The organism is Candidatus Mycobacterium methanotrophicum (assembly GCF_023515995.1).
Lineage (GTDB): Bacteria > Actinomycetota > Actinomycetes > Mycobacteriales > Mycobacteriaceae > Mycobacterium > Mycobacterium methanotrophicum.
Map to the genome: position 1 here is coordinate 3,461,966 of NZ_CP097320.1, position 16,509 is coordinate 3,478,474.

At 67.7% G+C, this 16,509-nt stretch carries 20 protein-coding genes; 5 read left to right on the forward strand and 15 right to left on the reverse strand.

All coding sequences use genetic code 11. From position 1 onward, the window contains the following. The first annotated feature begins 93 nt into the window (after nt 1-93). Nucleotides 94-660: a hypothetical protein gene (locus M5I08_RS17890; RefSeq protein WP_219068705.1), complete on the forward strand. Its 567-nt coding sequence runs from the start codon at nt 94-96 to the stop codon at nt 658-660. Between the two features lie 32 nt (nt 661-692). On the opposite strand, the gene M5I08_RS17895 is transcribed toward M5I08_RS17890, so the two are convergent. From M5I08_RS17895 to M5I08_RS17950, 12 genes are all read right to left on the reverse strand, one after another. Further along, the gene (locus M5I08_RS17895; protein WP_219068704.1) at nt 693-998 is read right to left on the reverse strand and encodes a hypothetical protein; all 306 of its coding nucleotides are present in this window, start codon (nt 996-998) and stop codon (nt 693-695) included. 85 nt (nt 999-1,083) lie between these two features. After that, the gene (locus M5I08_RS17900) at nt 1,084-1,842 is read right to left on the reverse strand and encodes a YebC/PmpR family DNA-binding transcriptional regulator (RefSeq protein WP_219068702.1); all 759 of its coding nucleotides are present in this window, start codon (nt 1,840-1,842) and stop codon (nt 1,084-1,086) included. A gap of 144 nt (nt 1,843-1,986) precedes the next feature. Next, on the reverse strand, nt 1,987-2,583 hold the full coding sequence (pdxT, locus tag M5I08_RS17905; RefSeq protein WP_219068700.1) for a pyridoxal 5'-phosphate synthase glutaminase subunit PdxT: 597 nt from the start codon (nt 2,581-2,583) through the stop codon (nt 1,987-1,989). Then, on the reverse strand, nt 2,580-3,428 hold the full coding sequence (tesB, locus tag M5I08_RS17910) for an acyl-CoA thioesterase II (protein ID WP_219068698.1): 849 nt from the start codon (nt 3,426-3,428) through the stop codon (nt 2,580-2,582). Before tesB ends, pdxT begins: the two co-directional genes overlap by 4 nt. Nucleotides 3,429-3,430: 2 nt before the next feature. After that, entirely contained in the window at nt 3,431-4,279 is an 849-nt protein-coding gene (gene pdxS, locus M5I08_RS17915; RefSeq protein WP_249763399.1) for a pyridoxal 5'-phosphate synthase lyase subunit PdxS, read from the reverse strand. Between the two features lie 255 nt (nt 4,280-4,534). Beyond that, entirely contained in the window at nt 4,535-5,548 is a 1,014-nt protein-coding gene (locus M5I08_RS17920; RefSeq protein WP_219068694.1) for an NUDIX hydrolase, read from the reverse strand. Continuing rightward, nucleotides 5,548-6,672: a glycosyltransferase family 4 protein gene (locus M5I08_RS17925; RefSeq protein WP_219068692.1), complete on the reverse strand. Its 1,125-nt coding sequence runs from the start codon at nt 6,670-6,672 to the stop codon at nt 5,548-5,550. The genes M5I08_RS17920 and M5I08_RS17925 overlap by 1 nt, the downstream gene beginning before the upstream one ends. Nucleotides 6,673-6,703: 31 nt before the next feature. After that, nucleotides 6,704-7,633, reverse strand: a complete 930-nt coding sequence (locus M5I08_RS17930; RefSeq protein ID WP_219068689.1) for a phosphatidylinositol mannoside acyltransferase — start codon at nt 7,631-7,633, stop codon at nt 6,704-6,706. Next, the gene (pgsA, locus tag M5I08_RS17935) at nt 7,630-8,295 is read right to left on the reverse strand and encodes a phosphatidylinositol phosphate synthase (RefSeq protein ID WP_219068687.1); all 666 of its coding nucleotides are present in this window, start codon (nt 8,293-8,295) and stop codon (nt 7,630-7,632) included. The genes M5I08_RS17930 and pgsA overlap by 4 nt, the downstream gene beginning before the upstream one ends. A gap of 57 nt (nt 8,296-8,352) precedes the next feature. After that, a complete protein-coding gene (locus tag M5I08_RS17940; protein WP_249762885.1) occupies nt 8,353-8,904 on the reverse strand; it encodes an ATP adenylyltransferase in 552 nt (183 codons plus the stop codon). Continuing rightward, on the reverse strand, nt 8,897-11,017 hold the full coding sequence (thrS, locus tag M5I08_RS17945) for a threonine--tRNA ligase (protein WP_219068685.1): 2,121 nt from the start codon (nt 11,015-11,017) through the stop codon (nt 8,897-8,899). Before thrS ends, M5I08_RS17940 begins: the two co-directional genes overlap by 8 nt. A 178-nt stretch (nt 11,018-11,195) precedes the next feature. Next, nucleotides 11,196-12,068, reverse strand: a complete 873-nt coding sequence (locus tag M5I08_RS17950; protein ID WP_219068683.1) for an aldo/keto reductase — start codon at nt 12,066-12,068, stop codon at nt 11,196-11,198. Between the two features lie 56 nt (nt 12,069-12,124). Here M5I08_RS17950 and M5I08_RS17955 point away from each other — a divergent pair, with 56 nt between their 5' ends. From M5I08_RS17955 to M5I08_RS17965, 3 genes are all read left to right on the forward strand, one after another. Beyond that, a complete protein-coding gene (locus M5I08_RS17955; protein WP_219068681.1) occupies nt 12,125-12,622 on the forward strand; it encodes a DUF1990 domain-containing protein in 498 nt (165 codons plus the stop codon). Between the two features lie 109 nt (nt 12,623-12,731). Next, nucleotides 12,732-13,589: an endonuclease domain-containing protein gene (locus M5I08_RS17960; RefSeq protein ID WP_219068678.1), complete on the forward strand. Its 858-nt coding sequence runs from the start codon at nt 12,732-12,734 to the stop codon at nt 13,587-13,589. 48 nt (nt 13,590-13,637) lie between these two features. Beyond that, on the forward strand, nt 13,638-14,063 hold the full coding sequence (locus tag M5I08_RS17965; protein ID WP_219068676.1) for a methyltransferase domain-containing protein: 426 nt from the start codon (nt 13,638-13,640) through the stop codon (nt 14,061-14,063). 23 nt (nt 14,064-14,086) lie between these two features. Here the strand turns inward: M5I08_RS17965 and M5I08_RS17970 are convergent, their stop codons facing one another. Genes M5I08_RS17970 through M5I08_RS17980 form a run of 3 tightly spaced genes read right to left on the reverse strand, consistent with a single transcriptional unit; the run spans nt 14,087 to nt 15,417 of the window. Continuing rightward, the gene (locus tag M5I08_RS17970) at nt 14,087-14,302 is read right to left on the reverse strand and encodes a hypothetical protein (protein WP_219068674.1); all 216 of its coding nucleotides are present in this window, start codon (nt 14,300-14,302) and stop codon (nt 14,087-14,089) included. Then, nucleotides 14,299-15,228 (reverse strand): Rieske (2Fe-2S) protein, encoded by a 930-nt coding sequence (locus M5I08_RS17975; RefSeq protein ID WP_249762886.1) that lies wholly within the window; start codon nt 15,226-15,228, stop codon nt 14,299-14,301. Before M5I08_RS17975 ends, M5I08_RS17970 begins: the two co-directional genes overlap by 4 nt. A gap of 24 nt (nt 15,229-15,252) precedes the next feature. Continuing rightward, nucleotides 15,253-15,417, reverse strand: a complete 165-nt coding sequence (locus M5I08_RS17980) for a hypothetical protein (protein ID WP_219068670.1) — start codon at nt 15,415-15,417, stop codon at nt 15,253-15,255. A gap of 37 nt (nt 15,418-15,454) precedes the next feature. On the opposite strand from M5I08_RS17980, the gene M5I08_RS17985 reads away from it, so the two are divergent. Beyond that, nucleotides 15,455-16,111 carry a DedA family protein gene (locus M5I08_RS17985; RefSeq protein WP_219068668.1) on the forward strand — a complete coding sequence of 219 codons (657 nt, stop codon included), beginning with the start codon at nt 15,455-15,457 and terminating at the stop codon, nt 16,109-16,111. Nucleotides 16,112-16,509 lie beyond the last annotated feature (398 nt).

Consider the following 16,509-nt stretch of genomic DNA (forward strand, 5'->3'; position numbering starts at 1 on the left):
GCGGCGTCATGAGCTGCTCGAGGCAACCCGATGTGGCCGAAAACATTTGGGCAATGCCCAACCAACGCCAACATTGCGCGATATCCTCAGCCAATGTCTGATCGACCTGTCACCGAATCGCCCCACGGGGCAAGCCAGAAGCATTCCCCCGCCGACCAAGAGTCTTCCACCAGCAGACCGGCGCCCACCCCGAGCTGGTCGGATGCGTCGCGGTGGCTGATCTACGCGGCCCTGGCAATCGCGGTGGTCGCCGTGGTCGTTGCCGGCCTGGCATACTTCTACCCGGCGCACAAAGGGGTCTCGATAGCTCAGCAAGGCGGCGACGCGAAAGCCAACGTCTGCTCGGCCTACGCCTCTGCCCACAAAGCGGTCGTCATCAACACCCACATGCAAAGCGCCAACCCCAACGACCCCATTGCCGAGCTCTCGGTGGCCACCAATGCACGATTGGCCCTCATCGGCGGTGGCGCATACCTACAGGACCGAGTGGAGGCAAATGCCGCCGCCCCAGCTGATCTCGCCAGCGCCGCCAATTCCTTTGCCAACACCATCGAACAGCTGGGCATCAACTACCTCACCCAGGCAGGAGCCGCTGCTCAGGATCCGTTACGCCACGACTTGGACTCGCAAATCGCCCAACTCGACAAGCTGTGCGCATAATGGCTCATCCCGACAGTAAGCGAAACCGCCTGTCACGCAGCGTCGCTGCGACCGCCGGCATGTTTGTGGCCGCAGCGGTGATTCCGCTGACCGCCGCACCCGCCGCCAACGCGGGCGTGAGCGACCACATCAGAACGGTCAATGGCCCGGCCCTCTTCGATTCTCCGAACGGTGGCGGCGGCAACGGCGGCAATGGCGGCGCGGGCGGCCAAGGTGGAGCCGGTGGGCACGGTGGCCAAGGCGGCAATGGCGGGGTCCCCGGCGCCGGCGGCGCGCCCGGCGCAGGCGGCGCCGGCGGCGCGCCCGGACCAGGCGGTCAGCCCGGTCAACCCGGCCAACCCGGCCAGCCTGGCCAGCGCGGTTGAGATCGATTCGTGCGCTTGGGCGTCAACGGTACTGCACGAGGGGACGCCGAGGGGCCGGCTATTCCTCGTCGTCGAGCGCCGCAAGCACCTCGTCGGAGACGTCGATGTTGGTGTAAACGTTCTGCACGTCATCGCTGTCCTCCAGCGCGTCGACCAGCTTGAACACCTTTCGTGCGCCGTCAACGTCCACCGGAACGCTCACCGACGGCTGAAAACCCGCCTCGGCGGACTCGTACTCAATCCCGGCGTCCTGCAAAGCAGTCCGCACCGCCACCAAATCGCTTGGCTCCGAAATGATCTCGAAGCTGTCGCCGAGGTCGTTGACGTCCTCGGCACCGGCCTCCAGCACGGCGGTCAGCACGTCGTCCTCCGTCAGGCCGTCCTTCTCCAAGGTCACCACGCCCTTGCGGGCGAACAGATAGGCCACCGAGCCCGGGTCGGCCATGGCGCCGCCGTTGCGGGTCATCGCCACCCGCACCTCGCTGGCGGCGCGGTTGCGGTTGTCGGTCAGGCACTCGATCAACACCGCGACACCGTTGGGTCCGTAGCCCTCGTAGGTGATGGTCTGATAGTCGGCGCCGCCGGCCTCCTCGCCGGCGCCGCGTTTGCGCGCCCGCTCGATGTTGTCGTTGGGCACCGAGCTCTTCTTCGCCTTCTGGACGGCGTCGTAGAGCGTCGGGTTGCCGGCCGGGTCGCCGCCGCCGACCCGGGCCGCGACCTCGATGTTCTTGATCAACCTGGCGAAGTTCTTGCCGCGACGCGCGTCGACAACGGCCTTCTTGTGCTTGGTGGTGGCCCACTTGGAATGGCCGCTCATCTGCTGGCTACCTCTTCTGTTGCTCTAAAAGCTCGCCTGACGAGTCTACGTCGACGCTGGCTGGCCCTTGACCGGCCGCCGCCTCGGCTTCCCCAGGAGCCGCAGAGTCTCGAACGTGACCGGATGGGCGCTGCCCGGCGCCGGTCACGCCGCCCCGGTGACGATGTCGACGAACAACCGGTGGATGCGCCGATCCCCCGTCACCTCCGGGTGAAAAGCCGTGGCGAGCACCCGACCCTGTCGCACTGCGACGGCGTGCCCGGCCGCAGTCGCCAACACCTGCACACCCTCGCCACAGCGCTCCGCCCACGGCGCGCGGATGAACACCCCGTGCACCGGGTCGTCGAACCCGCTGAACGCCACGTCGCCTTCGAATGAGTCGACCTGACGCCCAAAAGCGTTGCGCCGCACAGTCATATCGATTCCGGACAACGGCAGAGCCTTGCGGCCGTCCGCGCCGGCGTCCAGGATCTCGCTGGCCAACAGGATCATGCCTGCGCACGCCCCGTAAGCCGGCAACCCGTCGGCCAGCCGCTCGCGGAGCGGCTCCAGCAGACCAAGGTCGCGCAGCAGATGACTCATCGTGGTGGACTCGCCACCGGGGATGACCAACGCGTCACAGGCGTCCAGCTCCGAGCGCCGCCGCACCGGCGCCGCAGACGCCCCGGCCTCGCGCAGCGCCGCCAGGTGTTCGCGAGTGTCGCCCTGCAGCGCTAACACCCCGACCCGCACGGCGCTCACGGGCCAGCAGCCGGCCGATATCCGCGCGCGAAGCGGGTCAGCCCCTCCTGCACGACGGCGGCGACCATGTCGCCGGACTGGTTGAAGATCTTGCCCTGGCACAGCGCCCGGCCGCCGCACGCCGACGGCGAAGACTGGTCGTAGAGCAACCACTCGTCGGTCCGGAACACCCGCATGAACCACATCGCGTGGTCCAGCGACGCCACTTGCAGATGCGACCGCTCGCCAAGGTGATTCACCTGCGCCGATCCCAGCAGGGTCAGATCGCTCATGTAGGCCAGCGCACAGATGTGCAGCACCGGGTCGTCGGGCAGCGGATCGCGGTGCCGAAACCACACCTGCTGCTGGGAGGCCTTGCCGGGCAACCGCTGCAGCTCGTCGGGCGGCACGACGCGCACGTCCCACTCCTCGAACTGACGAAATCCGGCGTCCTCGAACACCTTCATCGATTTCAGGCCCGGCAGATCCTCCGGTGGCGGCGCCGACGGCATCGCATCCTGATGGCGGATACCCTCCTGATCGGTCTGAAACGACGCCGACATCGAAAAGATGGTATCCCCGTGCTGGACGGCGTTGACCCGCCTGGTGCAAAACGAGCCGCCGTCGCGCAGCCGCTCGATGAGAAAAACGGTGGGCGCCTTGGCATCTCCGGGCCGGATGAAATACCCGTGCAGCGAGTGCACCAGAAAGTGCGGCTCGACGGTGCGCACCGCCGACACCAGCGACTGGCCGGCCACATGGCCGCCGAAAGTGCGTTGAAAGTAACCGGAATCCGGGCTGAACACGCTGCCCCGGTAGATGTCGGCCTCAAGTTGCTCGAGATCGAGGATCTTTTCGATCGACACACTTACCAGCCGCGTTCGGCCAGGCGATGCGGCGCGGCGATCTCCTCGACGTTGATGCCGACCATCGGCTCACCGAGCCCCCGCGACACCCGGGCCAGCACATCGGGATCGTCGAAGAAGGTGGTGGCCTTGACGATCGCGGCGGCGCGCCGGGCCGGATCACCGGATTTGAAGATGCCCGACCCGACGAAAACCCCTTCCGCGCCGAGCTGCATCATCATCGCGGCGTCGGCCGGCGTCGCGATGCCGCCGGCGGTGAACAGCGTGACCGGCAGCTTGCCGGCCCGCGCCACCTCCACGACGAGGTCGTACGGCGCCGCGAGTTCCTTTGCCGCCACGTACAATTCGCTGTCGGACACCGATCCCAGCCGACGGATCTCTGCACCGATCGCACGCATATGGGTGGTGGCGTTGGACACGTCGCCGGTGCCGGCTTCACCTTTGGAGCGGATCATCGCCGCGCCCTCGTTGATCCGCCGCAGCGCCTCACCGAGATTGGTGGCGCCGCAGACGAACGGCACGGTGAACTTCCACTTGTCGATGTGGTGGGTGTAGTCGGCCGGGGTCAGCACTTCGGATTCGTCGATGTAGTCCACGCCGAGGCTCTGCAAAATCTGCGCCTCGACGAAATGCCCGATGCGGGCCTTGGCCATCACCGGGATGGTGACCGCGGAGACGATGCCCTCGATCATGTCCGGGTCGCTCATCCGCGACACGCCGCCCTGCACGCGGATATCGGCGGGCACCCGCTCCAACGCCATCACCGCGACGGCGCCGGCGCCCTCGGCGAGGCGGGCCTGCTCGGGCGTGACGACGTCCATGATGACGCCGCCCTTGAGCATCTCGGCCATCCCGCGCTTGACCCGCGCCGTCCCGGTCTGCGGGCTGCCGGTCGCGCCGTTCGCCGAAGCGGCGGTATCCACTGCTGATCTCCTTTTGGCTGGTGTCAACCCAGTCTAGTGATGCGGCTGCGCCGGAGAAATGTCAGTACGGGGCCGTCGATATCGCCGGGCGAGCCGTCCACCGACGCGGGCCACGTCCCCGGTCACCGCGGCCCAGCGTGCGCATGACGTCATCTTACGTCTGGCGATGCAGCAGTAGGCCCGTCAGCGGATGGATTGCAGCGGGCGGGCCCGATCCGGCGCGCCGGCCAGCGCGACCGCCTCGGCAAGCAGTTCAGCGAGCTGCAGCGGATACACCGTCTCGCCGGCGAGCACCAGCTCGGCGATGTCGGCGGCGGCGCACCAGCGGTGGCAGTGGATGTAGCGGTTCTCCAGCTCGGTCCGCCCGGCGGTGGACGGCTCGAACCGCTGGGTGCAGTAGACGAAGAAGAACTCCTCGCTGTCGATCGCCGAGCCGTTGAAGTCGAACACCGCATCGCGCCGCCAGATCGGGCCGATCAGCTCAGCGGGATCGACGCGCAGACCGGTCTCCTCGGCCAGCTCGCGGGCGGCGGCCGAAGCCAACGGCTCGTCGTCGCCGACTTGGCCGCCCACCGTGAACCACCATCGCGGCGCCCCTTCCGGAAGCGACGGGTCAGACCCGCACAGCAGCAACACGGCTCCCGTCTCGTCGAGCAACACCACCCGCGCCGAGGTGCGCCGGACGGCCGCGGAGTGATCGCCGCGGCGCAGCGCCTGCGACCGCTCCGCGATCTCGAAATAGCTTGGCAGCGAAGCGGTTCCACCCAAGCGCAGCAATCGAACCAGGCGTCTCTCGCGCAGCGCCAGCGTGTCGCGGACCGCGTCGTTGTGGAATCGGCGGGCCAGCAGCACCCGCGCTTCGGCGTCGGCCATCTCGGCGATCAGGCCCGTCGGCATCGATTCCGGATCGACCATCGCCAGCGCGGCCGACAGGTCGTTCTCGCAGGCCTCGCGAGCCTGCCGGGGCGCGCGTTCGGCGGCGTCGGCCAGCACCGCCAGCTGCCGCCCGCCCGAGCTCGCCGCCACCGCGCGGGCCACCACGGCGCGACGGGCCAACGCGCTGTCGAGGGCCTGCCAGGACAGGTCGTAGCGCACATGCAACCGGTCCAGCCGGTTCGCGGTCTGATAGCCCCAGGCGCCGAACGCGACCAGCAGCCCCAGCAGCACGGCCAGCGCGACGACCAGCAGGAATGTCATCAGCTGGCCACCTGCACCTTGTTCCCGGCGGCAGCGACCGTCTCGTAGACCCGCATGATCTGGTTGGCCACCACCGACCAGTCGTAGCGGCGCACCGCGTCGGCGCCCGCCGCGATGTAGCGCTTGGCCAGCCGATCGTCTCCCAGCACCGCGACCAGGCCGGCCGCCAGCGCGGCGCTGTCTTCGACCGGCACCAGTCGACCCGCATCACCGTCAAGCAGCACCCGCCGGAACGCGTGCAGATCGCTGGCCACCACCGGCGTGCCGGCCGCCATCGCCTCAACCAGCACGATGCCGAAACTCTCCCCGCCGGTGTGCGGCGCACAGTAGGCGTCGGCGCTGCGCAGCGCCGACGCCTTGGCGGCGTCGTCCAGTTGACCCAGGAAGCGCAGGTGGCCCGCCAACCCGCCGGCTTTGCCGCGCACTTCGTCTTCATCGCCGCGGCCCACGATCAGCACCTGGACACTCCGAAGGTGTTCGACCAGGGCGGGCAGCGCCCGGATCAGCACCGCCATGCCCTTGCGGGGTTCGTCGTAGCGGCCCAAGAACAACACCGTCTTGCCGGGCCGCGGATACCCGGCGAGCAGTGGCGCGTTGGCATACGAGGCCACGTCGACGCCGTTGGGAATCTCGACCGCGTCCGAACCCAGCGCTTCCATCTGCCAGCGCCGGGCCAGGTCGGAGACCGCGATCCGGCCGACGATCTTCTCATGCCAGGGCCGCAGCACACCCTGGAAGACCGTCAGCGTCAGCGACTTGGTGGTCGAGGTGTGAAAGGTCGCCACGATCGGGCCCTCGGCCAGCCGCAGCGCCCACATCGACAGGCTCGGCGCGTTGGGCTCGTGCAGATGCAGCACGTCGAAGTCGCCGTCGGCCAGCCAGCGCCTGACCTTGCCGTGTACGGCCGGGCTGAACTGCAGCCGGGCCACCGAGCCGTTGTAGGGAATCGGCACGCCCCTGCCGGCGGAGACGACGTATTCGGGCAGTAAGACATGCGGCGACGACGGCGCCAGCACGCTGACGTCGTGACCGCGGGCGCGCATCACCTCGGCCAGCTGCAACACATGCGACTGCACCCCGCCCGGCACATCGAACGAGTACGGACACACCATGCCGATTCGCATCAGGTCCCCGCCAATCGGCCCGGTCGCTCGTCTAGGCCCATCGCCCGGCTTCTCCTCGGGGCGTTCCGGCCCGCATCGTCGCCGGGCGCAGATCCGCGAGCCACTGCGGCTGCAGCATATGCCAGTCGGCGGGGTACTCGGCGATGTTGCGGGCGAAGACGTCGGCCAGCGCCTGGGTGATGGCGCCGACGTCCCCGCCGCAATCCAGCGGCGAAAAGATCTCGATTCGGGTGCGGTCGGACTCATACCAGCAGTGCACCGGCAGCAGGGCCGCCCCGGTTGACGCCGCCAGCTTCGCCGGACCGGCCGGCATCCTGGTCGGCTCGCCGAAGAAATCGACCTGGACACCGGTGCGGGCGAGGTCGCGGTCGGCTATCAGACCGACAACCTTGTTGTCCCGCAGTCGTTGGCGCAGCAGCTCGAACGGTGGCTGCTGCCCGCCGGACAGCGGGATAACCTCGAAGCCCAGACTCTGCCGATAGCCGGTGAACCGCCGGTAGAGCGACTCGGGTTTGAGCCGTTCGGCCACAGTGGTGAACTTGCCGCGAGTCTGGACCAACCACACCCCGGCCATATCCCAGTTGCCGCTGTGCGGCAACGCCAGCACCGCGCCGCGACCCGCCGCCAGCGCCGCGTCCAGATGTTCGTCGCCGACAACCGTTTTGGCGAGGTCTTCGCCGATCGCGCGATGGTCCATCGTCGGCAACCGGAACGCCTCGCGCCAGTAGCGGGCATAGGACGCCAGCGACGCCCGCATGAGCCTGTCGGGCACGTCAATCGGCGCAACCCCGATGACGCGGGCCAGATTCTTGCGTAGTTGAGCCGGTCCCCCGTTGCGGGACGCGACGAGCGCCGCGGCGTCAAAAGCGCTGCGGGCGGCGAATTCCGGCATCGCGCGCACCGCCACCCAGCCGGCCGCATAACCCCAGTCGACGAGCCGGGAGCCGCTGACTAAATTCACGGCTCGCTCTTCCCCGGTTCCTGCGCCCGGCCGGCCGGGGGCATCGGATCGGCCGCACCGGGCGAATGGCGCACCGTGTGCAACCGCTGAGCACAGGTGATCATGCTGGCCACCGCGAGCAGCCACATCGCCACGTGCAGCGCCCACGGCAACGGAAACACCGGCAGGTCCGATAATCCCGCTCCGACGAGCACGGTGATCAACCGTTCCGGCCGTTCGATGAAGCCGCCGTCGCCGCGCAGCCCGCTGGCTTCGGCGCGGGCCTTGATGTAGGAGATCACCTGCGAGGTGACCAAGCAGATCAACGTCGCCACCACCAGCGACGCGCTGCGCATGCCGAAGGCCGCCCACCACGCCAGCCCGCAGAACACCGCGCCGTCGCTGATGCGGTCGCAGGTGGCGTCCAGCACGGCGCCGAACCGGGTGCCGCCGCCGCTTTCGCGCGCCATCGCCCCGTCGATCAGGTCGAACATCACGAAAAACCAGATCACCAACGCGCCGGCGAACAGCCGGCCGGTCGGAAACAGCGTCAGCGCCGCGAGCACGGCGGCGGCGGCGGCGACGATCGTGACGCCGTTGGCGGTGAAGCCGGCCCGCAGGAACCCCCGAGCCGCCGGTGCGGTGACCCGCGCGACGCCCTCACGCGACAGCAGCTTGCTCAATGGCGCCGACCCTGCTCATCGCTGCGCATCGTCGCCGGCGCGCTCACGGTTGCCCACTCATGATTGCCGGGCCCACTCGGCAGCCAGCAGACGACGGGTGTCGCGCAGCAGCTGCGGGATCACCTTGGAGTCGCCGATGATCGTGATGAAGTTGGCGTCGCCGCCCCAGCGCGGCACCACGTGCACATGCAGATGTTCGGCCAGTGAACCGCCCGCCGACGCCCCCAGGTTCAAGCCCACATTGAAGCCGTGCGGCCGGGACACGTTCTTGATGACCCGAATCGCCTTCTGCACGAACGCCATCAGCTCCGCGCTCTCCTTGTCGGTGAGATCTTCCAGTTCGGCTACCCGCCGATACGGCACCACCATCAAATGTCCGGGGTTGTACGGGTAGAGGTTGAGCACGGCGTAGACCAGTTCACCCCGGGCGACCACCAGGCCGTCCTCGTCGGGCAGCTGCGGGATGTCGGAGAACGGCTGCTCGCGGCTGCCGATGTCCTGCTTCGGCGGCCCCTCGGCCAGGTAGCTCATCCGGTAGGGCGTCCACAACCGCTGCAGGTGGTCGGATTCACCGACACCTCGGTCGATGATCGAGTCGCCCTCAGCCACGACGCTTCGCCTTGACCAGATCAGCAGTGGGAGCGGCATTTTCACGATCAGCTATCCACCGGGTAATGGCGGCCACCGCGTCGTCTCGTGGAACTCCGTTGATTTGCGTGCGGTCGCCGAATCGGAAGCTCACCGCGCCGGCCTCGACGTCGCGGTCGCCGGCGAGCAGCATGAACGGCACCTTCTGGTTGGTGTGGTTGACGATCTTCTTGGCCATCCGATCGTCGCTGGAATCCACCTCGGCCCGCACCCCCTGCGACTTAAGCTGCGCGGCGACATCTTCCAAATACGACACATGACCGTCAGCCACCGGGATGCCGACCACCTGGACGGGCGCGAGCCACGCCGGAAACGCGCCGGCGTAGTGCTCGGTGAGGACGCCGAAAAACCGCTCGATCGAGCCGAACAGCGCACGGTGGATCATCACCGGCCGCCGCCGCGAACCGTCGGCGGCGGTGTATTCCAGCTCGAAACGCTCCGGGAAGTTGAAGTCGACCTGGATGGTCGACATCTGCCAGCTGCGGCCCAGCGCGTCGCGGGCCTGCACGGAGATCTTCGGGCCGTAGAAGGCCGCGCCGCCCGGGTCGGGCACCAATTCCAGCCCGGACTCCGCCGCCACGTCAGCCAGCGAGTCGGTGGCTTGCTCCCACATCTCGTCGGAGCCGACGAACTTCTCCGGATCCTTGGTGGACAGCTCCAGATAGAAGTCCTCCAACCCGTAGTCGGCCAGCAACTCGAGCACGAACCGCAGCAGCGATGCCAGTTCGTCGTGAAGCTGCTCGCGGCTGCAGAAGATGTGCGAATCGTCCATCGTGAAGCCGCGCGCCCGGGTCAGCCCGTGCACCACACCGGATTTCTCGTAGCGGTAGACGGTGCCGAACTCGAAGAGCCGCAACGGAAGCTCGCGATACGACCGGCCCCGCGCGGCGAAGATCAGCGTGTGCATCGGGCAGTTCATCGGCTTGAGGTAGTAGTCCTGCCCTGGCTTGCGCACGGTCCCGTCGTCGTCCAGCTCGGCGTCGAGGTGCATCGGCGGGAACATGCCGTCGGCGTACCAGTCCAAGTGGCCCGACGTGTGGAATAGCTGCGCCTTGGTGATGTGCGGGGTGTTGACGAATTCGTAGCCGGCCTCGATGTGCTTGCGCCGCGAGTATTCCTCCAGCTCTCGGCGCACGATGCCGCCCCGGGGGTGGAAAACCGCTAGCCCAGAACCAATTTCGTCGGGGAAGCTGAACAAGTCCAGCTCGGCGCCCAGCTTGCGGTGATCGCGACGCGTCGCTTCCTCGACCAACTGCAGATGGCGCTCAAGCGCCTCGGCCGACTCCCACGCGGTGCCGTAGATGCGCTGCAAGCTGGCGTTGTTCTGATCGCCGCGCCAATAGGCGGCCGAACTTCTGGTCAGCTTGAATGCCGGGATGTGCTTGGTCGTCGGGATGTGCGGTCCGCGGCACAAATCGCCCCAAACCCGTGCCCGGGTACGGGGATTGAGGTTGTCGTAAGCGGTGAGCTCGTCGCCGCCGACCTCCATTATTTCGGCCATCGACTCGGCCCCGACGGACTTGTCGTCGACGAGTTCGAGCTTGTAGGGCTCGCTTGCCAGCTCCTCGCGTGCCTGCTCCTTGGATTCGTAGACCCGCCGGGAGAACAGCTGCCCCTCCTTGAGGATCTGACGCATCCGCTTTTCCAGCGCCTCCAGGTCCTCCGGCGTGAATGGCTCTGCGACGTCGAAGTCGTAGTAGAAGCCGTCGGTGATCGGCGGTCCGATGCCGAGCTTGGCGTCCGGGAACATGCCTTGGACGGCCTGAGCCAACACGTGAGCGGTCGAGTGCCGGATCACGCTTCGCCCGTCGTCGGTGTTGGCCGCCACCGGGGTGACCTCGGCGTCCTGGGCGGGAATCCAGCTCAAGTCGCGCAGCTTGCCCTCGGCGTCTTTCACCACCACGATCGCGTCGGGGGCGCCGCGGCCCGGCAGGCCCGCGTCGCGAACCGCGGCGGCCGCGGTCGTCCCGCCACGAACCCGGATCGGGGCTCGCGGCGATCGGGAGCCCGGCGCAGCCGGGCGCTCCGGGTCGCCGCCATCGGGGCCCGGGGCGGGGTGTGCGAGGGCGGTCATCGACGCGGTCTCCATGGCTTTGCGGTGTTCAGACGGACCCGACCATGCTATCGGGGGGGCCTCGGTGGCCCCGAGGCCGACGCCACGCATCGAGATCTACGTTTTGCAGAGGAAGCGCGAGAAGCGACCTGCAAAACGTAGATCTCGCGGCGCGGCGGGGCCCGCCGGGCCGCGGCAGCTAGTTGTCCTGTGCGGCGCCGAGGGAGCCCAGCGTCTCGAATTCCTCGTCGGACAGCGTGATCTCGGCGGCGGCGACGTTCTGCTCCAGGTGGGCGACGCTGGACGTGCCGGGAATCGGCAGCATCACCGGCGATCGCCTCAACAGCCAGGCCAGCGCCAGCTGCGAGGGCGTCGCGTGGCGGCCGGCCGCGACCTTCTGCAGCGGACCATCGGGTGCGGCCAGCGGCCCGGCGGCCAGTGGGAACCACGGGATAAACGCGATGCCCTGCTTGGTCGCGGCGTCCAGCACCGGTTCGGCGGTGCGAGCCGCCAGGTTGTACATGTTCTGCACCGACACGATCGGGGCGATCTGCTGTGCGGCGGTGAGCTGGTCGACGTCGACCTCGGACAGGCCGATATGCCGGATCTTGCCTTCCTTCTGCAGCGCAGCGAGCTCGCCGACCTGGTCGGCCAGCGGGAAGTTGGGGTCAATGCGGTGCAGCTGAAACAGGTCGATGGTCTCGACGCCGAGGCGCCGCAGGCTCATTTCGCATTCCTGACGCAGATAGCTGGGGTTGCCCAGCCGAATCCACACGTCCGGCCCGGTGCGCAGCAGCCCGGCCTTGGTCGCGATGACCAGGCCGTCATAAGGGTGCAGCGCCTCGTGGATGATGTCCTCGCAGATGTAGGGACCGTACGAGTCGGCGGTGTCGATGAAGGTGACGCCGAGTTCGACGGCGCGGCGCAACACCCGCACAGCCTCGCCGCGATCGGCCGGCGGGCCCCAGACGCCCTTACCGGTCAGACGCATTGCGCCGAAGCCGAGCCGGTTGACCGTTAGCTCGCCGAGGGCGAGGGTTCCGGATGCTTGCGCCGGGGTGTGGGCGGTCACGCTTACGACCGTACGCCGCAGCAACACCCGGACCGCGGCGTGGCAAGCTCAGGCAGGTGGACTTGTACGCGATGGGCACCATGCCGCTGACCTATCCCGAAGTCGGTGCGACCGCCGGGCCTCCGCCGCCGGGATACCGCCATCTCGGCTTTGTAACCCAGATCGGCGCCGGTCACCAGCGTTTCCTGGAGGCCGCTGACGCGCTCATGCATTGGGGTATGCAGCGCGGCGCCGGATTGCGCGTCCAGGCCAGCAGCGACGTGGTCGAGGTCGGCGCGGTGGTGCTGGTCAAGATGGCTTTCCTGAAAGCCCCGTGCCGCGTGGTGTACGTCATCGACGAACCCGACGTGCGGGGCTTTGCGTATGGCACCCTGCCCGGGCACCCCGAGTCCGGTGAGCAACGGTTCGTGGTGCGCCACGACCCGGTCACCGCCGCGGTGTATGCGGAGGTTTCGTCGTTCTCCCGGCCGGTGATCTGGTGGAGCAAAGCCGGCGGCCCGCTCACGTCGCTGGCCCAGCGGATGATCGCCAAACGCTACGTCCACGCGGTGTGACCGCCGCGTTTGGTCCGCGACACGTAAACCGGTGTGACGACACGCCGAGGCACGTCGCATTGGTTTAAGTCTGCGGAACCATCTGGGTCGGCCATAACACCGTCCATGCATGAGCGATGTGTTCATCGGCAGCGAGGCGGTGCGGCAGGGCAAGCTGACCGCCTATCGGCTCCGGTCGCGATTCCGGGCAATCTATCCCGACGTTTACGTGCCGAACTGGGCGGCTCCATCGCTGCGAACGCGCTCAGAAGCGGCGTGGCTGTGGTCGGGGCGGCGTGGGGTGTTGGCCGGACTCGCCGCGGCGGCACTGCATGGTTCGAGTTGGATCGACGACGACGCACCCATCGAGTTGATCTGGCGCAACCCGCATCCACCGGCAGGCGTTGTGACTCGAAACCAACGGGTCGACAGTGATGAGGTCACCCATGTCGCGCGGCTTCCGGTGACCACGCCCGCCCGCACGGCATTCGATTTTGGTCGGCGGCTGCCGCGTGGCGAGGCGGTGGCGCGACTCGACGCACTGATGCGAGCCGCTCCGTTTGCGGTCGAGGATGTGCTCTTGCTCGCCAAGCGTTATCCGGGCGCTCGGGGGCTACGACGGCTGCGCGCTGCGTTACCACTTGTCGACGGCGGGGCTGCGTCACCAAAAGAGAGCTGGCTGCGGATGTTGTTGATCAACGCCGGACTTCCGGCCCCAACCACCCAGATACCGGTACACGAGAATTGGCGGCTGGTCGCCGTGCTCGATATGGGTTGGCCGGAGTACAAACTGGCGGTCGAGTACGACGGCGATCATCACCGGACCAACCGTCGGCAATACGCCAAGGATCAACGAAGACTACGCAAGCTTGAGGCTATGGGTTGGATCGTCATCCGGGTGATCGCCGAGGATTCCCCCCACGACGTCCTGCGCCGGGTTCGCGCCGCGCTCATCTCCCGAGGTGCCGCGACACGTAAACCGTTGTGACGACACGCCGACGCACGTCGCAAAGGCTTAAGTCTCGGGGCCCGGCTGGTGCTCGAGCATCTGACCGAGCGCCGACGAATCCTCGAGCGCCTCGCGGCCGCGCTGCGTCCCGGCGGCTGGATGGTCGTCGAAGACTACGACTGGACCGGTTTCGGCTTCGAGGACGACGACCCGCGGTTCGACCGGATGGTCGACCGGGTGGTCGACGCCATCATCACCTTCATGCAGCAGGCCGGATTCGAGCCACGGTACGGCCGCCGCGTTGTCGAACGTTCGCGGCGAGGGCCGCACGCCGATCATCGACTCCCACTCGCCCGGCTTCGACTTCTTCAGGCTGTCCTTGGAGAGCCTGCGGACGCTGTGGTCGGCGCCGGCCTGCTCTCGGGTGAGGACGCCGGTGCGGCGGCCGCCCGATTCGCCGAGGACAGGCGAGTGCAGACACCGCTTATGATGGCCGGAATCGGCCGCAGCTGAACGGGTGTCGGTGATCGCGGGCTCTACAGGGCCCGCAGCACCGACTTTCTGCCCTTCACCCGCAGCTTGTGAACCGTCGACTCGCGCAGCTGCTCGATGCGGAAATGGATGTCCAGTTCAACCAGCAGGTCGTCGAGATATGCCTGACGTTCGGGGACGACGGCCGGAGTGTTCGAGATTTTTTTGATCAGCCCCTTGAGCACCTTGTGGTGATCCTGCAACACGGTGTAGGCGTTCACTTAGCCACTGCTCGTCCGGCCGCAAGCGCATGGAGACCGTCGCCACGCAACTCGATCATCCCGTCGTTGACACGCGTCTGGTAACGCGGCAACGGCGCCGCTGACGGGCCGCGCACTACCGCTCCCGAGCCGATATCGAATCGCGACCCATGCCACGGGCACACCAACCGGCCGCGATCGACCCAACCGTCACTCATCGGGGCAGCCAGGTGCGGGCAGAGCTCACCGAACGCCGCAACCGCGCCGTCGTCGCCGGTCCGGCACACCACCAGGCCGACGCCGTCGACCTCGACGCGCTGCGGCGTGCCGTTCCTCAGCGACTCCACCGCCAGCACCGGCGTCCAGTCCGGAGTTCTCAGGCGCGCTCCGGATTGGTCGGTGCCGATCCCCGAGCCGAACACCAAAGCCCCGCCCAGGTAACTCGCGCTGACGGTGATGCCGTAGCCAAGCGCGCTGGTGAGGATCCCGCGGCCGTGCCGCCCGCGGCGGCGATCCAACCACGACATGATGTAGAGGCCGGTGGCCAGGCCGTTCAACACGCCGTGCACCGACCCGACGCGGCGGTCTTCTCCGTGGGTGTGCTGCCAATCCGCAACGCCGGTGACCGCCGAACCCAAGCTCGCCAGGATCCCCAGGCCCAGCGCACGCGAAGCGAATCGCGATGCATCGCGGAATTCCGACTTCGGCCGGCCCGGCAGCAGGTTGATGGCGTCCAAACCGACCGTGGTCCCGACCGCGCCGCTGGTCAACGACGCCAACGGTGGGTGCACTGGATGCCCGAGCCATACCCCGTTGAGTGCGTTGGCGACGCGATCCCGGCTGCCGCCCAGCGTGTTGAAGGCTATCGCCACCAGGTGCTCGAACCGGTAACTGGGCCGATCCAGCCATTCCTGCCTTCCGCCAGCAACTCCCCGGTATTGCCGCACCACGGCCGTGAGCGGATGAAACCCCTACCCTCCCTTGACGTTCCCGGCCGCGTGCTGCTTGCCCGAATGTGAGCCGATCAGCGGGGCGCCGACGCCGATCACGATCACCGCGCCCGACCACATCGTCGCCGCGGACCTCGACATTGCGGTCGGCTGGGCCTGCCGGGTGGGCGAGCCGGAGCCAGTCACCGCCGCACCCTGCCCAGGGGTCGGGCATTCTTAACCCATGACGGTGGATGCCCTGTTGCAGTCGATCTCCCCGCTCACGGTGTACGCGATGGTCGGCGTCGTGGTCGGTGTCGAGAGCCTGGGCATTCCGCTGCCGGGCGAGATCGTTCTCGTCAGCGCAGCACTTTTGTCGTCGCGGCACGAGCTGGCCGTCAACCCGATCGGTGTCGGGACCGCCGCGGTGCTCGGAGCGGTGCTCGGCGACTCGACCGGCTACGCCATCGGCCGCCGACTCGGCCTGCCGCTGTTCGACCGGTTAGGTCGGCGCTTCCCCAACCACTTCGGCCCCGGACATGTGAGGTTTGCCGAGCGGCTGTTTGACCGCTGGGGGGCGCGAGCGGTGTTCTTAGGCCGTTTCATCGCGTTACTGCGGATACTCGCCGGGCCACTGGCCGGGGCGCTAAAGATGCGCTACCCAAAGTTTTTTAGCGCCAACGTTTCGGGCGCGATCTGTTGGGCGGGCGGCACCACCGCGTTGGTCTACTACGCGGGCGTGGCCGCCGAAAGATGGCTCACCCGCTTCTCCTGGATTGCATTGCTCGTCGCTGCCGTGTGCGGGGGGGTCGCCGCAATCTTGCTGCGCGAGCGTGCATCCCGCGCGATCATCGAACTCGGGGCCGAGCACCCCAGCGACACCGGCCACCCGACCGCCTGAGCATCGCCGTTGTTATTTCCAGGCGCATCGACGCCGCCAACGCACGTCGCGACAACTATTCCTGCCCATTTTTCGATACCCGTCAAAAGGCGTCAGGGAAAACTCCGCGCCTGCCTTTTTGGTCTTTTGCCAAGCATGCGCTACGGGTGCGCTGATTGCTGGTCCACCACCGTTGCCGGGCGGTGTCGTCCGCACCCTAGCGCAGCTGAATATGTTGCCATAGCAGGTTTTTAGCGGCCACAGTGCGTGACACTTCTGCAGGCCACAGCACTGGGGGCAGGCCCCCCGGATGGCGAACCTGAAAATTTGCTGAGCAGCGGGTCAAGCGGTCGTGGTCCTACTTGCCTTACCAGATTCTTAGGCCCGTTCGATGGACAAACCCAACGGGGCTCTGTTAT

Excerpts from the sequence above, each read along its gene's own strand:
- M5I08_RS17925 (WP_219068692.1), bottom strand. The coding sequence starts at position 6,672 with ATGCGAATCGGCATGGTGTGTCCGTACTCGTTCGATGTGCCGGGCGGG.
- M5I08_RS17960 (WP_219068678.1), top strand. The coding sequence starts at position 12,732 with ATGAGCGATGTGTTCATCGGCAGCGAGGCGGTGCGGCAGGGCAAGCTG.
- M5I08_RS17890 (WP_219068705.1), top strand. The coding sequence starts at position 94 with ATGTCTGATCGACCTGTCACCGAATCGCCCCACGGGGCAAGCCAGAAG.
- pdxS (WP_249763399.1), bottom strand. The coding sequence starts at position 4,279 with ATGGCCGAGATGCTCAAGGGCGGCGTCATCATGGACGTCGTCACGCCC.
- M5I08_RS17920 (WP_219068694.1), bottom strand. The coding sequence starts at position 5,548 with ATGACATTCCTGCTGGTCGTCGCGCTGGCCGTGCTGCTGGGGCTGCTG.
- thrS (WP_219068685.1), bottom strand. The coding sequence starts at position 11,017 with ATGACCGCCCTCGCACACCCCGCCCCGGGCCCCGATGGCGGCGACCCG.
- M5I08_RS17900 (WP_219068702.1), bottom strand. The coding sequence starts at position 1,842 with ATGAGCGGCCATTCCAAGTGGGCCACCACCAAGCACAAGAAGGCCGTT.
- M5I08_RS17985 (WP_219068668.1), top strand. The coding sequence starts at position 15,455 with ATGACGGTGGATGCCCTGTTGCAGTCGATCTCCCCGCTCACGGTGTAC.